General features: G+C 72.0%; 18 protein-coding genes. 11 read left to right on the forward strand and 7 right to left on the reverse strand.

Going from position 1 to position 18,600, the window contains the following annotated elements:
* Positions 1–36: 36 nt before the first annotated feature.
* Genes H9I49_RS06495 through H9I49_RS06510 form a run of 4 tightly spaced genes read left to right on the forward strand, consistent with a single transcriptional unit; the run spans position 37 to position 3,144 of the window.
* On the forward strand, positions 37–906 hold the full coding sequence (locus tag H9I49_RS06495; protein WP_188029439.1) for an ABC transporter substrate-binding protein: 870 nt from the start codon (positions 37–39) through the stop codon (positions 904–906).
* A complete protein-coding gene (locus tag H9I49_RS06500; RefSeq protein ID WP_370587454.1) occupies positions 903–1,775 on the forward strand; it encodes an amino acid ABC transporter permease in 873 nt (290 codons plus the stop codon). The genes H9I49_RS06495 and H9I49_RS06500 overlap by 4 nt, the downstream gene beginning before the upstream one ends.
* On the forward strand, positions 1,772–2,527 hold the full coding sequence (locus tag H9I49_RS06505; RefSeq protein ID WP_188029440.1) for an amino acid ABC transporter ATP-binding protein: 756 nt from the start codon (positions 1,772–1,774) through the stop codon (positions 2,525–2,527). Before H9I49_RS06500 ends, H9I49_RS06505 begins: the two co-directional genes overlap by 4 nt.
* A complete protein-coding gene (locus H9I49_RS06510) occupies positions 2,524–3,144 on the forward strand; it encodes a TrmH family RNA methyltransferase (RefSeq protein WP_188029441.1) in 621 nt (206 codons plus the stop codon). Before H9I49_RS06505 ends, H9I49_RS06510 begins: the two co-directional genes overlap by 4 nt.
* Before the next feature lie 20 nt (positions 3,145–3,164).
* On the opposite strand, the gene H9I49_RS06515 is transcribed toward H9I49_RS06510, so the two are convergent.
* Positions 3,165–4,337 (reverse strand): citrate synthase, encoded by a 1,173-nt coding sequence (locus tag H9I49_RS06515; RefSeq protein WP_188029442.1) that lies wholly within the window; start codon positions 4,335–4,337, stop codon positions 3,165–3,167.
* Positions 4,338–4,435: 98 nt separating this feature from the next.
* Between H9I49_RS06515 and H9I49_RS06520 the strand changes: the two genes are divergently transcribed.
* Complete coding sequence (locus H9I49_RS06520; protein ID WP_188029443.1) at positions 4,436–5,656, forward strand: citrate synthase; 1,221 nt, start codon at positions 4,436–4,438, stop codon at positions 5,654–5,656.
* A 125-nt stretch (positions 5,657–5,781) separates the two neighbouring features.
* Here the strand turns inward: H9I49_RS06520 and H9I49_RS06525 are convergent, their stop codons facing one another.
* On the reverse strand, positions 5,782–6,603 hold the full coding sequence (locus H9I49_RS06525; protein WP_188029444.1) for a M57 family metalloprotease: 822 nt from the start codon (positions 6,601–6,603) through the stop codon (positions 5,782–5,784).
* Between the two features lie 155 nt (positions 6,604–6,758).
* On the opposite strand from H9I49_RS06525, the gene H9I49_RS06530 reads away from it, so the two are divergent.
* A complete protein-coding gene (locus H9I49_RS06530) occupies positions 6,759–8,033 on the forward strand; it encodes an MFS transporter (RefSeq protein WP_188029445.1) in 1,275 nt (424 codons plus the stop codon).
* Here H9I49_RS06530 and H9I49_RS06535 read toward each other — a convergent pair.
* The 4 genes from H9I49_RS06535 to H9I49_RS06550 are packed head-to-tail and all read right to left on the reverse strand — an operon-like array spanning position 8,017 to position 12,276.
* Complete coding sequence (locus H9I49_RS06535; RefSeq protein WP_188029446.1) at positions 8,017–9,246, reverse strand: ABC transporter permease; 1,230 nt, start codon at positions 9,244–9,246, stop codon at positions 8,017–8,019. The two genes, H9I49_RS06530 and H9I49_RS06535, sit on opposite strands and share 17 nt — an antisense overlap.
* The gene (locus H9I49_RS06540; RefSeq protein ID WP_188029447.1) at positions 9,243–10,169 is read right to left on the reverse strand and encodes an ABC transporter ATP-binding protein; all 927 of its coding nucleotides are present in this window, start codon (positions 10,167–10,169) and stop codon (positions 9,243–9,245) included. Before H9I49_RS06540 ends, H9I49_RS06535 begins: the two co-directional genes overlap by 4 nt.
* Before the next feature lie 35 nt (positions 10,170–10,204).
* Complete coding sequence (locus H9I49_RS06545) at positions 10,205–10,915, reverse strand: response regulator transcription factor (protein ID WP_188029448.1); 711 nt, start codon at positions 10,913–10,915, stop codon at positions 10,205–10,207.
* Positions 10,912–12,276 (reverse strand): sensor histidine kinase, encoded by a 1,365-nt coding sequence (locus H9I49_RS06550; RefSeq protein WP_188029449.1) that lies wholly within the window; start codon positions 12,274–12,276, stop codon positions 10,912–10,914. The genes H9I49_RS06545 and H9I49_RS06550 overlap by 4 nt, the downstream gene beginning before the upstream one ends.
* Positions 12,277–12,366: 90 nt before the next feature.
* Between H9I49_RS06550 and H9I49_RS06555 the strand changes: the two genes are divergently transcribed.
* The gene (locus tag H9I49_RS06555; RefSeq protein WP_188029450.1) at positions 12,367–13,494 is read left to right on the forward strand and encodes a Xaa-Pro peptidase family protein; all 1,128 of its coding nucleotides are present in this window, start codon (positions 12,367–12,369) and stop codon (positions 13,492–13,494) included.
* Between the two features lie 12 nt (positions 13,495–13,506).
* On the opposite strand, the gene H9I49_RS06560 is transcribed toward H9I49_RS06555, so the two are convergent.
* A complete protein-coding gene (locus H9I49_RS06560; protein ID WP_188029451.1) occupies positions 13,507–14,961 on the reverse strand; it encodes an FAD-binding oxidoreductase in 1,455 nt (484 codons plus the stop codon).
* Positions 14,962–14,990: 29 nt separating this feature from the next.
* Here H9I49_RS06560 and H9I49_RS06565 point away from each other — a divergent pair, with 29 nt between their 5' ends.
* The 4 genes from H9I49_RS06565 (at position 14,991) to H9I49_RS06580 (ending at position 18,479) form a co-directional block, all read left to right on the forward strand.
* The gene (locus tag H9I49_RS06565) at positions 14,991–15,851 is read left to right on the forward strand and encodes a GNAT family N-acetyltransferase (protein WP_223128267.1); all 861 of its coding nucleotides are present in this window, start codon (positions 14,991–14,993) and stop codon (positions 15,849–15,851) included.
* A gap of 120 nt (positions 15,852–15,971) precedes the next feature.
* Positions 15,972–17,000: a class II fructose-bisphosphate aldolase gene (fbaA, locus tag H9I49_RS06570; protein ID WP_188029452.1), complete on the forward strand. Its 1,029-nt coding sequence runs from the start codon at positions 15,972–15,974 to the stop codon at positions 16,998–17,000.
* Complete coding sequence (locus H9I49_RS06575; RefSeq protein ID WP_188029453.1) at positions 16,997–17,404, forward strand: DUF3151 domain-containing protein; 408 nt, start codon at positions 16,997–16,999, stop codon at positions 17,402–17,404. The genes fbaA and H9I49_RS06575 overlap by 4 nt, the downstream gene beginning before the upstream one ends.
* A 166-nt stretch (positions 17,405–17,570) precedes the next feature.
* Entirely contained in the window at positions 17,571–18,479 is a 909-nt protein-coding gene (locus tag H9I49_RS06580; protein WP_188029454.1) for a type IV toxin-antitoxin system AbiEi family antitoxin domain-containing protein, read from the forward strand.
* The last annotated feature ends 121 nt before the right edge of the window (positions 18,480–18,600 follow it).

Raw genomic sequence — 18,600 nt, forward strand, 5'->3', positions numbered from 1 at the left:
GGCGCGTCGAACCGTCGCCCGTCCGAGGAGCCCGTCATGCCCCGTCCCCGTCTCGCAGCCGCGCTCGCCGCCGCGATCTGCGCCGCCGCGCTCGCCGCCTGCGGCTCCTCGACCCCGCAGTCCTCCGGCGGAGCCAGCACCGGAACGGCGGGCGCCGACGCGTGTGCCAAGGACTCCCTGAAGCTCGTCACCGCCGGCAAGCTCACCGTCGGCACCGACAAGCCGGCCTACGAGCCGTGGTTCAGCGGCGACGACCCGAGCAATGGCAAGGGCTACGAGTCGGCCGTCGCCTACGCCATCGCGGAGAAGATGGGTTTCGCGAAGACCGACGTGACGTGGACTGTCGTGCCGTTCAACACCGCGATCTCCCCCGCGCCGAAGAGCTTCGACTTCGACGTCAACCAGATCTCGATCTCCGAGGACCGCAAGAAGGCCGTCGACTTCAGCTCCGGCTACTACGACGTGCGTCAGGCCGTCGTCTCCTACAAGGGCAGCCCGATCGACGGGAGGACGACCGTCGCGGACCTCAAGGGCGCCGACCTCGGCGCGCAGGTCGGCACGACGTCGCTCAAGGCCGTCCAGGACCAGATCCAGCCGACCAACGACCCGAAAGTCTTCGACACCAACGACATTGCCGTCCAGGCCCTGAAGAACAAGCAGATCGACGGCATCGTCGTGGACGTGCCGACGGCATTCTACATGACCGCCGCCCAGCTCGACGACGGCGTCATCGTCGGCCAGCTGCCGGCAGCGGGCACGCCGGAGCAGTTCGGTGCCGTCCTCGACAAGGGGTCGGCCCTGACGCCGTGCGTCACCAAGGCCGTCGACGCGCTGCGCACCGACGGCACCCTCGAGAAGCTGCAGCAGCAGTACCTCGCCAACGCGGGCGCGCCCGAGCTGAAGTGACGACACCAGCCGGTATGCCGTCGGGCGCGTGGGCCCCGTCGCCCGTCGAGCTCGAGCGCCGGGCCTACCGACGCTCGCGGACGGCCCGGTCCGCAGCGGTCTCCGCCGTCAGCACGGTCGTCGTGCTCGGCATCCTCGCCTGGCTCATCACGCACTCGGAGGGCTGGCCCCGCGTCCAGGAGACCTTCTTCAGCTGGGACAAGGCGGTCCACTCGTTCCCGGCCGTGCTGAAGGGCCTGTGGCTCAACATCCGCCTCATGCTGATCTGCGGCGTCTCGATCCTCGCGCTCGGACTGACGCTCGCGATCATGCGCACCCTGCGGGGCCCCATCTTCTTCCCGCTGCGCCTGCTCTCGACCGTCTACGTCGACCTGTTCCGCGGGCTGCCGCTGCTCCTCCTGCTGCTGCTGCTCGGCCTCGGGGTGCCGGCACTCCGCCTGGCCAACGTGCCCACAGAGCTCGCCTTCTGGGGCGCCGTCGCCATCGTCCTGTCCTACTCGGCCTACGTCGCCGAGGTCTTCCGGGCGGGCATCGAGTCGGTGCACCCGTCGCAGCGTGCGGCGTCGCGGGCGCTGGGCCTCTCCAACGGGCAGACGCTGCGTCACGTGGTGCTGCCGCAGGCGGTGCGTCGCGTGACGCCACCGCTCATGAACGACTTCGTCTCGCTGCAGAAGGACTCGGGCCTCATCGCAGTGCTCGGTGCGACCGACGCGATCCGCGCGGCCCAGATCGAGACGGCGAGCGACTTCAACTACACGCCGTACGTCGTCGCCGGCGTCCTCTTCCTCTGCCTGACGATCCCGATGGCGCGGCTGACCGACCACGTCGCGCGCAAGCAGGGCTGGCACGGGGCCGGGGGTCCGCTGTGACCCCCCGGCCGGCGCACGAGGCGCCCCTGCTGTCGGTGCGTGGCCTACGCAAGAGCTTCGGCGACGCCGTCGTGCTCGACGACGTCCACCTCGACGTGCAGCCGGGCGAGTGTGTGGTGCTCATCGGCGCGTCCGGCTCCGGCAAGTCGACGCTGCTGCGGTGCGTCAACCTCCTCGAGCAGGTCGACGACGGTGTCATCACGCTCGCCGGTCGCGACATCACCGACCCACGCGTCGACGCCGACGAGGTGCGCGCCCGCATGGGCATCGTCTTCCAGGCCTACAACCTCTTCCCGCACCTCACGGTGCTCGACAACGTGACCCTCGCCCCGCGGCGCGTTCACAAGGTCCCACGGGCGGAGGCGGAGAGTCGTGCCCTGGCGATGCTCGAGCGGGTCGGCCTCGCGGACAGGGCGCGGGCACGGCCCGACGACCTCTCCGGTGGGCAGCAGCAGCGGGTCGCCATCGCCCGGGCCATGGTCAACTCGCCGCAGCTGCTGCTGCTCGACGAGGTGACGAGCGCCCTCGATCCCGAGCTCGTCGGCGAGGTGCTGGACCTGCTGCGCGACCTCCGGGAGGAGGGGATGACGATGATCCTGTCCACCCACGAGATGGGGTTCGCGCGCAACGTCGCCGACACGGTCTGCTTCCTCGACGGCGGCCGCGTGCTCGAGCAGGGTCCGCCGTCCGAGGTGCTCGGGTCGCCGCGCGAGCCACGCACTCGCCAGTTCCTCTCGCGTCTCGTCTCATGAGCAGCGACACCGAGATCGGCGTCGGGCCGTGGGAGGGTCCGTGGCCCGAGGGCGAGCACTACGACCCCGACCTGCTGGCGCACGGTGACCGGCGCAACGTCGTCGACGCGTACCGCTACTGGCGGCACGACGCGATCGTCGCCGACCTCGACGAGAAGCGGCACGACTTCCACGTCGCAGTCGAGAACTGGGGCCACGACTTCAACATCGGCTCGGTCATCCGCACGGCGAACGCGATGGGCGCTCGGGCGTTCCACATCGTCGGCAAGCGGCGCTGGAACCGCCGCGGCGCGATGGTGACCGACCGCTACCAGCACGAACACCACCACCCGGACGCCGCCGCGCTCGCCGCGTGGGCCCGGGCCGAGGGGCTGGCGCTCGTCGGGGTCGACAACCTGCCGGGGTCGGTGCCGATCGAGACGTATGACCTGCCGCGGCGGTGCGTGCTCGTATTCGGCCAGGAGGGGCCGGGGCTCTCGGAGCCGATGCGGGCCGAGTGCGAGGCGGTGCTGCACATCGAGCAGTTCGGTTCGACCCGGTCGATCAACGCGGGAGCGGCGGCGGCTGTCGCGATGCACGCGTGGGTGCGCCGTCACGTCTTCGACCAGCACGTCTGAAGTGCGGGCTGCAGGACATGTCACGTACGGGGGTCGCGGCCGCGCCAGCGCAACGGCTCCTCGGCGTACTCCTCGACGACGTGCGCGGCGACCCCGACCGAGCGGGCCACCTGGAAGACGACCTCGCCCGACTCGGCGGGCAGGCGCAGGGCGTGCAGCACCGCGGCGCTGGCGAGGTCGATGTTGGGCAGCGCGCCCGTGCGGTCGGCGACGAGTGCGGCCAGCGCCTCGACCCGGCGGCGAAGCAGGGTCGTGCCTCGCCGTCGCCACAGGGCGTCCAGGACCACGTCGGCGCGTGGGTCGCCGTCCGAGTACAGGAAGTGCCCGAATCCGGCCACCACTGCGCGCTCGCGCAGGGAGCGCGCCACGAGCACGGTGGGGTCGACGCCCTCGACGAGCAGGCCGTGTGCGGCGATGGGCGCCGCGCCGTGGAGCGGCCCGGCCATGGCGGCGTAAGCGGCGCAGAGGCAGTCGTGCAGGCCGGCACGGGTCGAGGCGGCCACCCTGGCCGCGACCGTCGAGGCGGTGAGCCCGTGGTCGAGCAGCGCGACGAGCAGGACGCGGAGCACGGCGACGTCGGCCCTCGACCCCGGATCGCCGCCCAGCGCGGCCAAGGTGAGCGCCGCGAGGTCGATCGGGGCGCGGGTGGAGGGCACCGGTCGTCCCGCGACGAGGCCCACGGCGGCACGTAGCGTCGGCAGCGTGGAGTCCCGCACGCGCACGGGGTCCGTGTCGGAGGCGAACGGGTCCGCGGCGGCTAGCAGCTGGACCGCGATCGGCACACGGCGCTCGAGCGGAAGCGCCGTGAGGTCCACTCCAGAAGGCGAAGGGACGGCCGGAACGGCTTTCGCGCCAAGTGAACCCAGCACGACACCCGCTGCTTGGTCGAGCGATCCAAGCGTGACGACCTCGGAGAGCGGCACCCCCCGGAAGAACAGCTGGCCGTCGGCCTGGCTGCTGACAGAGGTGGCGATGCTCCGGAAGCGCAGTAGCGGCTGGGGCCCACCCGGTGCGTGGGTCGCCGACGCCATCGCATCGACCTGCGCGCGGTCGAAGAGGCTCTCCTGCTGGCCGGGACGCCGTTCGCTCCGCAGGAGCCCACGGCTGACATACGCGTAGAGCGTCGCCCGCTTGACCCCGAGGCGTTGCGCAGCCTCGGTCGTGGTGATCCACGCGCCCTCGGTGGGCGTCATCCCGCCTCCGTCCTGATCAGGTCGACGTTGACTGGATCAACATTGACGATGTTGATCAACCTATCGGACAGTGACGAGTGAACCCGAGAGGAGCACACATGTCCACCCACCCCGCAGACCCGAGCCCCGCCGGCACGAACGGCACCACCGGCACGTCCGGCACGGGCTTCGTCAATGTCCCCAGGGGCCTGGCCAAGGTCGTCGTCACCGACACCGAGCTCGGCGACGTCCGAGGCGACGAGGGCTTCTTCCACTACCGGCAGTACTCAGCCGTCGAGCTGGCCGAGAAGGTGGGCTTCGAGCAGGTCTGGCACCTGCTCTTCCACGGCCACCTGCCCAGCGACGACGAGCTCGCCGCCTTCACCACCGAGGTGGGCCGGCTCAGGGTGATGCCTCGCGCGCTCGCCGACCTGCTTCCCGCCATCTGCGCGACGACGACCGACTCGCTCCAGGTGCTGCGCACGGCGCTGTCCGCGTGGGGCGGCGTCTGCGGCATCCGGCCGCTGTACGACTCCGACGCGGCCGAGGCGCGCGCCGCGGCCATGGCGGCGGTCGCGGTCACACCGACGGTGCTCGCCGCGGCCCACCGCCTCCACCGGGGGCTCGAGCCGATCGCCGCCGACCCGGGCCTGCGTCACGCCGAGGACTACCTGCGCATGGTCACCGGGGAGCTGCCCTCGGCACGCGATGCCCGAGCCGTCGAGCAGTACCTCGTCGCGACGATGGACCACGGCTTCAACGCCTCGACGTTCACGGCCCGCGTCATCGCGAGCACCGGCGCCGACCTCGCCGCGTGCCTCGTCGGTGCCATCGGGTCCTTCTCCGGCCCCAAGCACGGCGGGGCACCGAGCCGGGCGCTCGAGTCGCTCGACGAGATCGGCACGCTCGAACGGGCCGAGCCGTGGGTGCGTGGCCGCATCGAGGCCGGCGACCGGATCATGGGGTTCGGCCACGCCGTCTACCGCACGCGCGACCCGCGGTCCGAGATGCTCAAGGCGGTCGCCCGCCGATGGGACGACCCGCTCGTCGACCTCGCCACCGGTGTCGAGGACGCGATCGAGAAGGCGCTGGCCGAGCTCAAGCCCGGGCGCGAGCTGCACGCCAACGTCGAGTTCTACGCCGGAGTCGTCATGAAGCTCGCAGGTCTCGACCCGTCGATGTTCACGCCGACCTTCTGCGTGGCCCGCGTCGTCGGCTGGACCGCCAACGTCCTCGAGCAGAGCAGAGACCCGAAGATCATCCGGCCTGCGGCCCGCTACGTCGGTCCGCCGCCGCCCCAGCCCGTGCCAAGCGGCACCCGGGCACCGCAGCCGGCCTGACGGCATACGGCAGCTGGCAGGGAGGCGGGCAGAGAGGCGGGCAGGGAGGCGGGCATGGAGCAGGCCCCGACGCATCCGGCAATCGGGGCCCGCTCACCGCGATCAGAGGGAGTGGCTGATCACGCTCAGTTGCCGTAGACGGCCTGGACGCCGGCGCGGTCCGAGGCGGTCATCGACAGGTCATCGGACGTGCCGTTGCACTGCGGGTAGTGCATGATCGACGCCGAGTCGTACGGCGTCAGCGGACGCCAGTTGTTGTCCTCGAAGCACGTGCCTGCCTCGGGGCGCGTGTGCTCGTGGCGGAAGCCGAGGGTGTGGCCGAGCTCGTGCGCCATGATGTTGGACGGCGTCCACGAGCCGGCGCTGTAGAGAGACTTCGCGTTGACGAGGACGTTGCGGCCCGACTTCGACGTGCTCGGGAAGAACGCACGGGCGATGTACTGCGTCGTCTTGGTCGGCTCGACGGAGAAGACGACCGAGCTGTTGCGGGTGTTGCAGCTTCCGTCCTGCGTCGACACGTGGATGAAGTCGATGGCCGACGAGGCCGCCTCCCACTGGCCGGCGCCGTCAGCCATCGCGGACACGACGCGGCTGTAGTCAGCACCGAACTTCGTGCTGACGCAGTAGGTCAGGTTGCCGACGGCGGCCTGGCTCCAGCTGTCGTCGCGGCCGCTCACCTGGTTGATGATGAGCGACTCGGCGTCGACGTGGCGCGGGCCGGTGACCATGATGTCGTAGAACTGACGCAGGCCGCCCTTGCTGCCCTCGGGCTCGTCACCGTTGACGATGTACTGCCCGTCGACGTCCTGGAAGGTGGTAGCGGCGAACTCCTGGAACGTCGGCACGTCACCCTCGACCGGGGCGGCGCTGGCGCTTGTGGCGGCCAGGCCCGCGGCGAAGGTGGCGGCGAGGGCGACGGACAGGGTCCGGAGCTTTGTGAGCTGCATGGATGGTGCTCCTCAGGGGGTTCGGGTCACCGGTTCGGCGGGGTGACTGCTCGAAACCGTAGGTTGGGCGGGGCCGGGCGATGTCGTGGCGTTGGTCAGGACTCGGCAAGCAGTCGTCAAGGATGGGTCGGCATCGCGTAAGGAGGGCCAAGGGCATGACGGGTGAGGTCAGGGGCACATCCTGGAATGCGGCATTCGTCCGTTTCTGGGTCGCCGACGCCGTGTCGAACCTCGGCACCTTCGTCTCGACCCTCGCCCTCCAGCTGCTCCTCATCGAGACGCTCCATGCCGACCAGGTGGCGCTCGGTGTCGTGCGTGCCGCGCAGTGGCTGCCGTACCTGCTCTTCGGCCTCCTCGCGGGCGTCGTCGTCGACCGGGTCCGGCGTCGTCCCTTGCTCATCGCTGCCGACGTGCTGTGCGCGGCACTCCTGGCGGCGGTGGGTCTGCTCGCGTTGACCGGACACCTCACGGTGCCGGTGCTCGCCGGGCTCGTCTTCGTCGTCGGGTCGGCGTCGATGTTCTTCAGCGCCGCCCACCTGTCGCTGCTGCCGACGATCGTCCCGGCGCCGTCGCTGCCCTCCGCGAATGCCCGTCTCTCCCAGACGTATGCGGCGACGCAGTCAATCGGCCCTCTCGTCGGCGGGGCCCTCGTGCGCCTGCTGTCCGCACCGGTGGCGATCCTCGTCGACGCCGCGTCGTATGCCGTGTCGGCGCTGGTGCTCACGACCGTCCGGGTCGAGGAGCGCCGCCCGGAGTCGACCGGTCATGAGCGTGACCGCCACCTCTGGACCGAGCTGCGCGAGGGGGCCCGCTGGGTCTACCGCCACGCGACGCTGGGCCCGTACGCCGTGTCGCTGCACCTGTGGTTCATCGCCAACGCGGTCGTGACGACGGTGCTCGTCCACTACGCCACGACGGAGCTGCAGCTCGACGCGCTCGCCGTCGGACTCGTCCTCGCCGCGGCCGGCGTCACGGGCGTCCTCGGCGCGGGCCTCGCCCCACGGCTGGGGGTCCGCTTCGGCACCGGCCGGGTGATCACGGCGACGGAGTGGGTCAGCCCCGCGGCATACGCCCTGCTCCTGCTCGCACAGCCGGGGCCGTATGCCGTCGTGTGGCCCCTCGTCGCCAACGCGGTCTTCGGTCTCGGCCTGGGGCTCAAGGGCCCGCTCGAGATGAGCTACCGCAACCTCGTGACGCCCGACCGGCTGCGCGGGCGCATGAACGCGACGATTCGGTCGTTCAACTGGGGCTCGATCGCCGTCGCGGCACCACTCGGTGGCTGGGCGGCGGCCACGTGGGGCGACCGCAGCGCGATCCTGGCCGGCGTCGTGGGGCTCGCGGTCTCGGCGCTCGTGCTCTGGTGCTCGCCCTACCGCCGCGTCACGGTGGAGGGCGAGCAACGGGCGTCCATGGTCACTCCGGCGCGGTGAGCGCCTGCCTCCACGACACGCGCCCGCGCGTCTGCATGAGCGACCGGCGGTAGATCCGCTCGCCGAGCACGACCGTCGCGGCCGAGAACGCCGCCATCACGACGAGCGAGAGCACCGGCTCCCACCAGGCTGCGTCGCCGGAGAGGATGCGGCCCGGCATGGACACGACCGACGCGATCGGCACGAACGACGCGACCTTGAGCGCCGTGCCGGTGAGGCCGAAGCTCGCGACGTAGACGAACATGAGCACGGTCGTCATGGGGGCCGTCGTCGACTGGAGGTCCTCGGTGCGGGAGGCGAGCGCGCCCGCGACGGCGTAGAGGCAGGCGAGCGCGAAGAACCCGACGGTGAAGAACAGCACGAACCACACGACGGCGGTCGACAGGCTCGGCAAGAGCGTGGAAAATTCCGTGAACGACACCGCGACCAGGCCGACCGCGGCGAAGAGGACGACCTGGCCGAGGGCGATGACGGAGTTGCCGACGACCTTGCCGGCGAGCAGCTGCCGCAGCGGGATCGCGGTCGCGATGATCTCGACGAGCCGTGACTGCTTCTCCTCGACGACGCTCGCCGCGATCTGCTGACCGAACATCATCGCCGCCATGAAGAACAGCAGCGCGAACGCGAACGTGGCGGCCTTGACGAAGCCGGTGTGCCCGAGCCGCCCGTCGAACCGGTTGGCGGTCAGGGTGGTCCCCTGCTCGACCACCTCGACCGTGGTGCCCGCCGCCGCGGCGTTGCGCTCGAGGGCAGTGCTGCGCAGGGCGCCCTCGACGGCGGTCCGCAGCACGAGGTCGGGGTCGTCGGCCGACGTCAGCGTCCAGCCCGACGCGCCCTCGTGGAGCCACGCGTCGGCGTCGCCGGCGTCGACGAGGGCACGCGCCGCTGCCTCGCCCGGCACTTGCGTGGACACGATGGCGACCTTGTCGTCCGACTCCGTGACCGCAGCTGCGGCGCGCTCGACGAGCTGCCTGCCGTCGGGCCCCTGGACGGCCACGGTGTACGTCGTCGTGCGGCCGCTCTCCCACACCGAGAACGCGCTGAACCCGGCGATGAAGAGCACCGTGATGAGCGTCGAGACGAGGAAGGCGCGGTTGGTGAGGCGCACGACGACCTCGCGCGAGGCCACCACGGCCCACGGGCGACCGGCGTCATCGAACGCGTCGGCGTCGGCGGCCGTGTCGTCGAGGGGTCGCTGCTGGGTGGTGGTCATGCGGTCACCTCGCGGTAGATCTGGGCCAGGCTCGGCCGCTGTGGGGAGAACTCGTGGACCTCGCCGCGGCGCAACGCCTCCTCGAGCAGCCCGCGCTCGGCACCGTGGTCGACGACCTCGAGCAGTGCGCTCCGGCCCTCGACGTCGACGGCGTGGATGCCGGGAACGCCACGGACCCAGCCCGCGTCGCCGGACAGGACGAGGCGGTGCCGCGTGACCGAGTGCGCGCGGAGGTCCTCCGGTGATCCGGCCGCGACGACGCGACCTCCGGCCAGCACGACGAGACGCTCGCAGAGCCGCTCGACGAGGTCGAGCTGGTGGGACGAGAAGAGCACCGGGACGCCGGCCGAGGTGTGTTCGCGCAGCAGGTCGGCCATGCTGTCGACGGCTGCCGGGTCGAGCCCGCTGAACGGCTCGTCGAGCACGAGCGCGCGTGGTCGGCCCATGAGCGCGGCGATGATCTGGACCCGTTGCTGGTTGCCCAGCGAGAGCTTCTCGACGTGGTCCTTGGCGCGCTCGGCGAGGCCGAGCCGCTCGAGGTGGGTGGTCACCGAGGCCCGCGCCGCCGAGGCGCCGAGCCCGCGGAGCCGACCGAGGTAGACCAGCTGGTCGAGCACCGGCTGCTTCGGGTAGAGGCCGCGCTCCTCCGGCATGTAGCCGAAGCGGCGGCGGTCGAGCCGTGTGATCGGCCGGCCGTCCCAGATGACCTCCCCGGCGGTGGGGGACAGGACCCCCATGAGCATCCGCATCGTCGTGGTCTTGCCCGCACCGTTGCCGCCGACGAAGCCGGTGAGCCGGCCCGCCGGGACGGTGAAGCTGACGTCGTCGACGGCCCTGATGTCGCCGAACGTCCGTGTGAGGTGGCGCAGCTCGATGGCGGCCGTGGGCCGTGGCGTGGTGAGTCGTTCCCCGTTGTCGCTCATGACGCCAACGCTAGGCGGACGTGCCGCTCGACGGATCACCCCGGCGGGTGAGCCTCGGCCTCCCCCGGGAGGATGAGGCCGGCCTCGTAGGCGAGGACGACCGCCTGCACGCGGTCGCGCAGGTGCAGCTTGGCGAAGACGTTGGACAGGTGCGTCTTGACCGTGGCCTCGCCGAGGTGGAGGCGCGCGGCGACCTCACCGTTCGACAGGCCGCGGCCGACGAGCCCGAGGACCTCGAGCTCGCGCGGCGTGAGGTCCTCGAGGCGATGGTCCCGGTGTGGACGGACGCGTGCTCCGGCGCCGTCGCGCGACGTCATCTGCTCGATGACGCGCCGGGTCACCTCCGGTGCCAGCAGCGCGTGGCCGTCGGCCACCGTGCGCACCGCCTCGACGAGGTGCTCGGCGTCGGAGTTCTTGAGCAGGAAGCCGCTCGCACCGGCCGAGAGCCCGGCGAAGACGTAGTCGTCGCGGTCGAAGGTGGTGAGGATGACGACCTTCGACAGCCCGTCCGCGACGATGCGGCGGGTCGCCTCGATGCCGTCCATGACCGGCATCTGCACGTCCATGAGGACGACGTCGGGCCGCAGGTCCCGGGTCAGGAGCACGGCCTCCTCGCCGTCGCTGGCCTCGCCGACGACCTCGAGGTCGTCCTCCACCGAAAGGATGAGCGAGAAGCCCGAACGCACGAGCCGGTGGTCGTCGACGAGCAGGACGCGGGTGGGCCGCCCGGCCCCGGCGGCGGTCACGACAGGTCCTCGGGGAGCGGCATCCGGACGCGCACCCGGTAGCCGCCCGTGATGCGCGGGCCGATCTCGCTGACGCCTCCGTGGGCGGCGAGGCGCTCGCGGATGCCGAGCAGGCCCAGCCCCGTGCCGGACGTGCCCGTGCGTGGGCGGCCGTCGTCGAGCACCTCGACCTCGGCGTAACCGTGCGCGAAACCCGGCTCACCACGGCGATCGACCCGGACGAACACCGAAGCGGTCGAGGCGGTCGAGTGTCGGCGCACGTTGGACAGGGCCTCCTGCACGGTTCGGTAGAGCGAGAGCCCGACGGCGTCCGGGACCTCCGCGACGGCGCCCGGGGAGTCCTCGACGACCCGGCACACGACGCGTACCTCCCGGGTGGCCACCTGCTCGACGAGCGCCGGCACGTCGAGCAGACGGGGCTCCGGGGCGCGCCCCGCGGTGGTGGGCCCGTCCTCGCCCGTGCGCAGGGTGCCGAGGAGCTCGCGCATCTGCGTCACGGCCTCACGTGACGACGTCTCGACCGAGCGCAGGGCCGTCTCGGCCGCATCGGCGTCCCGTCGGAGCACGCGCCGGGCAGCGGCGGCCTGGATGCCGATCACCGAGACGTGGTGTGCGACGACGTCGTGCAGCTCGCGCGCGATGCGCAGCCGCTCCTCGACGACGGCCTGCCGTTGCAGGCTCGTGGCCTGCTCGTCGATGGTGCGGGCCTGCTCGGCGAGCCGGTCGCGCTGGAGCGCGGCCCGCCGGGCGGCCTGGCCGCCGAGGATGGCGCCACCGAAGTAGAAGAGGTTGATGGTGAGCGTGTAGACGACGTAGGCCGCGGCCGGGCTGAAGAGGCCCTGCCGGACCAGCGGCTCGTCGGTGTGGCTCATCGCCTCCTCGACGCCGCTGCCGACCGCGAACTGCCACGTCAGCCAGCCGAACATCAGCAGGACGACGCCGACGACGACCCACACCATCGCCCGGCGGTCGCGGGCCCACGCGACGCCGGTGAAGAGGGCGACGAAGTAGACGACCTGCATGGGCACCGACACCGCCACGGCGGGCATGGCCAGGCCGAAGCCGAACAGGTGCAAGGAGAGCCCCGCCGCGACGAGCAGCGGCCACCGTCGTCGCCAGACGAGCGGGACAGTGCCGACCGCGACCGCGACGTGGGGCCAGACCCACGAGTCCTGCAGCTGGCCGAGCGAGTCGATGCTGCGCAGGAGCTCGATGCCCAGCGACCCGGTCACGAGGAAGCCGACGGCGATCCACGTGTCGAGCCGACGGGTGCGCGCCGGGTCCGCGGGCACCCGCTCCCAGTCGGAGTCGGCGCCCGCCCACGTCTCGACGCGTTCGAGCAGCGTGCGACCCCGGGACATGCGGCCCAGCCTAGGCAGGCTCGCGGCCCGGCGGATCCGCCGGGAGGAGGAGCCGGTTCGCCCCGGGAGCGGCGGCGGTACCGTCGGCACATGGCCGTCACCACCTCCGCCCTCGACGTCCCGACCATGCGTTCCCGGCTGGACCGGCTCCGTCGCCACGCGTCGGACGCCGGTGTCTCGGCGACCGTCGTGTCGCCGGGGTCCGACCTGCGCTACCTCACCGGGGTGGCGGGCTCGTCCTTCGAGCGGCTCACCGTCCTCGTCGTACCGACCGACGACGCGGTCGCACCCGTCTTCGTCTCGCCGGCGCTCGAGTACGCCGGCCTGGGTCACGTGCCGCTCGGCGACCTCGGGGTCGAGGTGCGCACGTGGGTCGACGGCGAGGACCCGTACGCGCTGGTGCTGGCCGGGGTGCCGAACGGGCGTGTCGCCGTCTCCGACATGACGCCGGCACTGCACCTGCTCAGGCTGCGCGACGCGGGGGCTGCGGACCAGCAGCTCGCCGGTCCGGTGCTGCGCGAGCTGCGGATGCGCAAGGACGCCACCGAGCTCGCCGAGCTGCGCGCGGCCGGAGCGGCAATCGACCGCGTCCACGCGCGCGTCGGCGACTGGCTCCGGGCCGGTCGTACCGAGGCCGAGGTCGCGGCCGACATCGCGGCCGCGATCGTCGAGGAGGGCCACGCCGTGGCGGAGTTCGTCATCGTCGGGTCCGGCCCCAACGGCGCGAGCCCGCACCACTCCGTCAGCGACCGGGTCATCCAGGACGGCGACGTCGTCGTCGTCGACATCGGCGGCCCGCTGCCCTCGGGCTACGGCTCCGACAGCACCCGGACGTATGCCGTCGGGTCCCCGCGAGAGCCCGACGTGTCCGAGGCGTACGCCGCCCTTCAGGCGGCCCAGCAGGCCGCGGTCGACACCGTGCGCCCGGGTGTGACCTGCGAGGCCATCGACCGCGCCGCGCGGGACGTGCTGGCCGAGTCGGGACTCGCCGAGCACTTCATCCACCGCACCGGGCACGGCATCGGCCTCGACGGCCACGAGGAGCCCTACATCGTCGCGGGCAACGACCTGCCCGTCGAGCCCGGCATGACCTTCAGCATCGAGCCGGGGGTCTACCTAACCGGCCGGTGGGGCGCCCGCATCGAGGACATCGTGGCCGTGACCGCCGACGGCGTCGAGCGGTTCAACACGAGGCCGACCGACCTCGTCGTCCTCTGAGGGCGCGGCTCGTCAGGAGTCGAAGCCGATCCCGATCCGGTCGAGGGTCTTGAGCCACAGGTTGCGGCGGCCGGTGCGGTCCTCGGCAGCCAGCGACGAGCGCGTGGCCCGCACGGCGGCATACCGAATCGGCTCTGGTGGGAAGGGGATCGGCTTGCGGCGCACCATCCCGAGACGGGTCAGCTCGGTGTCGCGCCCGTCTACGAGGTCGAGCGCGACCGCTGCCCCGAAGCGGGTCGAGGCGACGCCCAGCCCGGTGTAGCCGACGGCATACGCCATGCGGCCGCCGAGGGCCGTGCCGAAGACCGGCGTGAAGCGCGACGTGGTGTCGATGACGCCGGCCCACCGGTGCGTGAAGCGGATGCCGTCGAGCTGCGGGAAGATGTCGACGAAGTGGTCGGCCAGCAGCCCGTGCGAGGCGTCCGACTGCTCGAGCCCGGGGTCGATGCGACCCGGGAAGTGGTAGTTGGCGTCGTAGCCACCGAAGAGCACGCGGTCGTCGAGCGTCCTTCTGTAGTAATGGAACTGGTTGCCGGCATCGGTCAGTCCCTCACGCCCCTCCCAGCCGACGGAGGCGAGCTGCGCGGGGGTGAGCGGCTCGGTCATGAGGACGTGGTCGTAGACGGGGAGAACCCAGGCGTTGAAGCGGCGGAGCACCCCCTGCGAGGCGTTCGTGCCGATGACGACGCGGTTGGCGTGAATCGCTCCACTGTCGAGCGTGATCCGCACGCCGTCGCCGTCGGAGTCGAATCCCGTTGCGCGCGTGTACTCGTGGAGTCTGACGCCGAGCGACTCGGCCGCCCTGGCGAGGCCCCAGACGAGCCGCGCCGGGTCGACCAGCGCAACCTCCGGGTCGTACATCCCGGCGAGGTAGCGGGGCGAGCCGACCCGGGCCTGCGACCCGGCGGCGTCGAGCAGCTCGACCGCGACCCCGTGGCGGCGGTGGAGCTCGTACGACTCGCGCACGGCCGGCACCTGGTGCTCGGTCAGCGCAAGCGTCAGCTCTCCAGGCACGTGGAAGTCGGCGTCGATGGCGTATGCCGTGAGCGTCCTCTCGATGCCGGCGAAGTTCTCCGCCGCGAGCCGGTCGAGCGTCCCCATCTCGCCGGGCCAGCACGCCACGCCCTGCGCGAGACCGTGCGTCAGGGACGGCGCCAGGAACCCGCCGTTGCGGCCGGACGCCCCGTCGGCGAGCCTCCCGGCCTCGATGACGACGACGTCGCGCGCCGGATCGGACTCCTTGGCCTGGATGGCCGCCCACAGCCCGGTGAACCCTCCGCCGACGACCAGCAGGTCGGTGCGGGCCGCGGTCCCGGTGAGGCGCGGACGCGGCTCGGGTCGCTCGGGGCGGTCGGTCCAGAACGGCACCGGCCGGGCATCGGCAAGCGCAGCGGCCGCACGCTCGCTGAGGGCACCCGGCGACCGACCGGGGTCGCGGGACGAGGTGCGGTGAGGGGAAACGGGCATGACGAGACGGATTCGACCATGCTTGGCTGGTGCCTGTGAACCCCAGTTCGTTCCAGAGCGATGGTGGACCGGCAACCTCCGACCTCATGCCGAGCCTCGGCCCCGAGGAGCTGCTGCGCGTCTTCCACGACCAGACCCGCGCCCCCGTGCCGCTCGGGACCGCCGCGCGACCCATCGAGCTCGACGGCCCGGTTCGCAAGCAGTACGACGTCGACCCCGTCGGCCACTTCGCAATGGTCGAGAGTCCCGACGGTCTCGGCGCCGACCCTGACGGGCTGATCGCCCGGGTCCGCGACTTCTTCGCCGACCGCGGCCAGCGCGTCGAGTGGAAGACGTACGACTACGACGGCCCCGCCGACCTCGGCGACCGGCTCGTCGCGGCCGGCTTCGTCCGTCAGGACGACGAGGCGCTGATCCTCGGCGAGGCGGCGCCGCTCGCAGCCCAGGACATCGACCTGCCCGACGGGGTCGTCGTCCGCGCGGCCGACGACTTCGCCGACTTCGCCCGGATGCGCACGATGTCCGAGACCGTCTGGGGTCAGGACCAGGCGTGGGTCACCGAGTCGCTCTACCCGGACTGCGTCGCCCGCCCGGAGTCGATGGACGTCGTCGTGGTCGAGGAGTCGCGCGACGGTCCGGTGCTCTGCGCGGCGCGTGGTGAGTACGACTCCAGCGGTTTCACCGGGCTCTGGGGCGGGTCCACCCTTCCCGGGTGGCGCGGCAGGGGCCTCTACCGGGCCACGTTGCTCCACCGTGCCCGGCTCGGGCTGGAGCGCGGCAAGGACTACGTCCGCGTCGACGCCTCGCCCGACTCCGAGCCGATCCTGCGCCGCCTCGGCCTGCACCGCGTCGCGACGACGACGCCGTACGTGTTCGACCCGCGCGCCTGACGCCCGGTGAGGGGCTGAGCGGGCGCTCACCGCTGGGTGGGCACCCATGGGCTCCTGACGGCATACGTGGCAGGATTCACGGCGAATCGTGAACCAGATCACTCAACAGCAGGAGTAGCAATGCCCATCGCCACCCCCGAGGTGTATGCCGACATGCTCGACCGCGCGAAGGCTGGCTCCTTCGCGTACCCCGCCATCAACGTGTCGAGCTCGCAGACGCTCAACGCGGCCCTGCAGGGGTTCGCCGACGCGGGCTCCGACGGCATCATCCAGGTCTCGACCGGCGGCGCCGAGTACCTCTCCGGCCCGACCGTCAAGAACATGGTGAGCGGCTCGCTCGCCTTCGCGGCGTACGCCGAGGAGGTGGCGAAGAACTACCCCGTCAACATCGCGCTGCACACCGACCACTGCCCCAAGGACAAGCTCGAGGGCTTCGTCCGCCCGCTCCTCGCCGCGTCGACCGAGCGCGTCAAGGCCGGCGGCAACCCGTGGTTCCAGTCGCACATGTGGGACGGCTCGGCCGTGCCGCTCGACGAGAACCTCTCGATCGCGCGCGAGCTGCTCGACCTCGCCAAGCAGGCCAACGTCGTCCTCGAGATCGAGGTCGGCGTCGTCGGCGGCGAGGAGGACGGCGTCGCCCACGAGATCAACGACAAGCTCTACTCGACGCCCGAGGACGCCATCGCGACGGTCCAGGCCCTCGGCGCCGGAGAGAACGGCCGCTACCTGACGGCGCTCACCTTCGGCAACGTCCACGGCGTCTACAAGCCCGGCAACGTCAAGCTGCGCCCCGAGGTGCTCCTCGAGGCCCAGAAGGCGGCGGCCAAGGAGCTCGGCCTGTCCGAGGACGCGCGTCCCTTCGACCTCGTCTTCCACGGCGGCTCGGGCTCGCTGCCCGAGGAGATCGCGGCGGCCGTCGACTTCGGCGTCATCAAGATGAACGTCGACACCGACACGCAGTACGCGTTCACGCGGCCGATCGCGGACTGGATGATCTCCGGCTACGCGGGCGTGCTCAAGGTCGACGGCGAGGTCGGCAACAAGAAGCAGTACGACCCGCGTGCGTGGGGCAAGGCCGGCGAGGCCGGCATGGCCGCGCGCATCGTCGAGGCCTGCACGGCGCTGCGGTCGGCGGGCACGCACCAGTGAGCGGCAACCTGCTCGGCATCCCGGAGACGCGACTCGCCGTCGACCCGGCCGCCGAGAAGCTCGACTCCGGGGTCGACCCGGTGACAGTCGCCTCCACCCACCCGGCGAGCTCGCTCGCGTGGGCGGTGCTCGCCGAGGACGCGCTGGCCGAGGGTGACCGCGACGTCGAGGCGTACGCGTACGCCCGCACCGGCTACCACCGCGCCCTCGACTCGCTGCGCAAGTCCGGCTGGCGCGGCCAGGGGCCGGTGCCGTGGTCGCACGAGCCGAACCGTGGGTTCCTGCGGGCGCTCGCCGCGCTCGCCCGCGCCGCGCGGGCGATCGGCGAGACCGACGAGGAGGCGCGTTGCGCACAGTTCCTCCGCGACTCCAGCCCCGAGGCTGCCCGCGAGCTCGGCTTCTGAACCGTCACCGGGAGGTCCGGGTGTCAGTGGTCAACCACTGACACCCGGACCTTTCCGTTGACACCTGTCCTGAGCGCTGTCCACATCCCCGCGCCCGCGGTCGGCGCTGTCCCCAGGTCGCGACCACTGGCTGGGCGGGCCTACCGTCCCGCGGGACGGTCAGCTCATGGACCTCGACCTGGTAGCGCCCCGGCGCGTGTTCTCGACCGAACGGGCCCGGCAGCTGGGCCTGAGCCGCGCCGAGCTGCGGCGGCACCTGGCCGACGGCACCGTGGTGCGCCTCCACAGGGGCTGGTACGCGGTGGGCCCGGTCGAGAGCGACCTGCACCGACACCGCCTCCGGGTCGAGGCACTGCTTCAGGAGTATGCCGGCACGGCCGTGGCGACGGGCGTCTCCGCACTCGTCCGGCTCGGTCTGCCGACGTACCGTCCCGACCTCGGTCGCGTGCAGCTCGTCCTGCTCGACCCGGCGATGCACCGGCACCGCAAGCCCGACCTCGTCGTCGCGGCAGCGGGCGTCGAGCCGGCGGGCCTCGGCCCGACCCCTCTCGGCACCGTGCACGCGGCCGTGGCCCTCGCGGAGACGGGACTGGCGGGCCACCGCGACCTCCTCGTGCCAGCCGATGCGGCGTTGCGGCGTCGGCTCGTGACGCCGACAGACCTCGAGGCAGCCGTCGCGGTGCGGACCAACCGGACGGGCATCGCCGCACTCCGGACCGCCGTCGGATGGTGCGACGCCCGCCACGAGTCTCCCGGCGAGACCCTGACCGCATACGTGCTCCGGATGCTCGGGCACGACCTCGAGCCGCAGTTCTCGGTGCCCGGGTCGGGGCAGTGGACGCCGGGCGGGCAGGGATACCGGGCCGACTTCCGCATCGCCGGCACGCAGGTCCTGGTCGAGTTCGACGGGCGCCAGAAGTATGCCGAGGCCAAGGACGTGTGGTCCGAGAAGCTGCGCGAGGACCGCATACGGTCGCTCGGATGGGAGGTCGTGCGGCTCACCTGGGCCGATCTGCGTGACCCTGCCGCGGTGGCGCGTCGCATCGAGCAGGCCATGGCCCGTGCAGCGGCCTGACGCAGCGGTCAGCGATCCGGCACCGACGTCAGTGGTAGACCGGCCTCCGACGGCCGCAACGGTGACAGGTGCGCGAAGCGGGCAGCGTCCGGGGCACGGGTCTCGAACCGATAACCTTGCC

It is taken from the genome of Terrabacter sp. MAHUQ-38 (assembly GCF_014518425.1).
In the GTDB taxonomy this organism is placed as follows: Bacteria; Actinomycetota; Actinomycetes; order Actinomycetales; family Dermatophilaceae; genus Terrabacter.

Coding starts and splice junctions, on each gene's coding strand:
- H9I49_RS06540 (WP_188029447.1), bottom strand. CDS start 10,169: ATGAGCGACAACGGGGAACGACTCACCACGCCACGGCCCACGGCCGCC.
- H9I49_RS06550 (WP_188029449.1), bottom strand. CDS start 12,276: ATGTCCCGGGGTCGCACGCTGCTCGAACGCGTCGAGACGTGGGCGGGC.
- H9I49_RS06510 (WP_188029441.1), top strand. CDS start 2,524: ATGAGCAGCGACACCGAGATCGGCGTCGGGCCGTGGGAGGGTCCGTGG.
- fbaA (WP_188029452.1), top strand. CDS start 15,972: ATGCCCATCGCCACCCCCGAGGTGTATGCCGACATGCTCGACCGCGCG.
- H9I49_RS06560 (WP_188029451.1), bottom strand. CDS start 14,961: ATGCCCGTTTCCCCTCACCGCACCTCGTCCCGCGACCCCGGTCGGTCG.
- H9I49_RS06580 (WP_188029454.1), top strand. CDS start 17,571: ATGGACCTCGACCTGGTAGCGCCCCGGCGCGTGTTCTCGACCGAACGG.
- H9I49_RS06520 (WP_188029443.1), top strand. CDS start 4,436: ATGTCCACCCACCCCGCAGACCCGAGCCCCGCCGGCACGAACGGCACC.
- H9I49_RS06530 (WP_188029445.1), top strand. CDS start 6,759: ATGACGGGTGAGGTCAGGGGCACATCCTGGAATGCGGCATTCGTCCGT.
- H9I49_RS06515 (WP_188029442.1), bottom strand. CDS start 4,337: ATGACGCCCACCGAGGGCGCGTGGATCACCACGACCGAGGCTGCGCAA.
- H9I49_RS06495 (WP_188029439.1), top strand. CDS start 37: ATGCCCCGTCCCCGTCTCGCAGCCGCGCTCGCCGCCGCGATCTGCGCC.
- H9I49_RS06525 (WP_188029444.1), bottom strand. CDS start 6,603: ATGCAGCTCACAAAGCTCCGGACCCTGTCCGTCGCCCTCGCCGCCACC.
- H9I49_RS06535 (WP_188029446.1), bottom strand. CDS start 9,246: ATGACCACCACCCAGCAGCGACCCCTCGACGACACGGCCGCCGACGCC.
- H9I49_RS06555 (WP_188029450.1), top strand. CDS start 12,367: ATGGCCGTCACCACCTCCGCCCTCGACGTCCCGACCATGCGTTCCCGG.